The following is a 1,173-nucleotide window of genomic DNA, read 5'->3' as shown; positions in this document are numbered from 1 at the left end:
GGGTTCGCGGGGGCGCGGCCTGCGGAGGCCTGGTCTGCGGAGACCCCGCCGGGGAGGGCCTGGTACCCAGGGACACGGCCTGCGGGGACCTGGTCTGCGGAGACCTCGCCGGGGAGGGCCTGGCCCCCAGGGGCTCGGCCTGTGGGGTCCTGGTCCACGGGGATCTGGCCTGCGGAGGCCCAGTTCGTGGAGACCCCGCCGGCGAGGGCCTGGTCTGCGAGGGCCGGGGGTGCGGAGGCTTGGCCCGCTGGGGCCCTGTCCGTGTCGGCTCGGCTTGTGGCGGCCGGGGTTGCGGTGGGCCGGGTCGCTGGAGTTGCGCCTGTGGAGGGCTGGGCTGTGCGGGTTTGGTGCGTGAGGGGCCTGCCCGGGCGGACCGCGTCGAACGGGACCTCGAAGTGGACGACCGACTGGGCCGTGCCCTCGGTGGGGTTCCGTTCGTCGAGGACCACCTCGCCGAGCGAGCGCCAGAAGCCCTCGGCGCCCTCCACCGACGGGTCGGTGTGGAGGTACACGGAGCGGTAGCCGCCGTCCGCCGCTGCGAAGTCGAGCAGCTCCGCGACCAGTCGCCGGGCCAGTCCCCTGCGGCGGTGGTCACGCCGGGTGTAGATCCGCCTGAGCTGCGCGGTCGTCCCGGAGGGGTAGCGCTCGGCGAGGTGCCGGGGGTTCGGCGGGTGCAGGGGGCCGCGCGAGTCGAGCGCGCCGGTCGCGACGACCTCGCCCGTGTCGTCCACCGCGACCAACAGCGTGTGCCGCGCCGGCGCCAGGTACGCGCCGGCCAGGTCGATGATGTCCCCGTGCCATCTCGGCACGTACCCGGTACCGAAGTCCCGGTACACCGTGTCGAGCATGACGGCTCGCGCCTCGTCGAGGTCCTCCGGTCCGGCCAGCCTTATGCAGTAATCACGCACTTGCACATCATACGCATTTAGCACGCCAGTGCGATCAAGCAGGTATCCACAGCCGCTCCGGCCCCTCGATTTGACAGCCCTCATCCGTCCTCCTAAAACCTAGTCACATGAAACCCATTTTCAAAACGCCGGGCCTCCTCAAGGAGGTCGAGCAGCGGGCCACACCACACCCGCGCCACCCGGCGAGCGGGGTACGGCGACAGGCGGCCCACACCGGACGCCCCGCCCGACCGAGCCCCGCGATGGGACCCAGCCGGCCCCGGGC

1 pseudogene is annotated in these 1,173 nt (G+C 72.6%); it reads right to left on the bottom strand.

Annotated features, from left to right (window positions below):
• Positions 1 to 383: 383 nt before the first annotated feature.
• Positions 384 to 908 (bottom strand): annotated as a pseudogene (locus AOK24_RS43990) (GNAT family N-acetyltransferase); the annotation flags it as partial.
• Between the last annotated feature and the right edge of the window lie 265 nt (positions 909 to 1,173).

The sequence above is a fragment of the Streptomyces niveiscabiei genome (assembly GCF_001419795.1).
GTDB lineage: Bacteria > Actinomycetota > Actinomycetes > Streptomycetales > Streptomycetaceae > Streptomyces > Streptomyces niveiscabiei.
The sequence above is the reverse complement of the archived record's forward strand: the minus strand, read 5'-3'. Positions and strand labels throughout refer to the sequence as shown.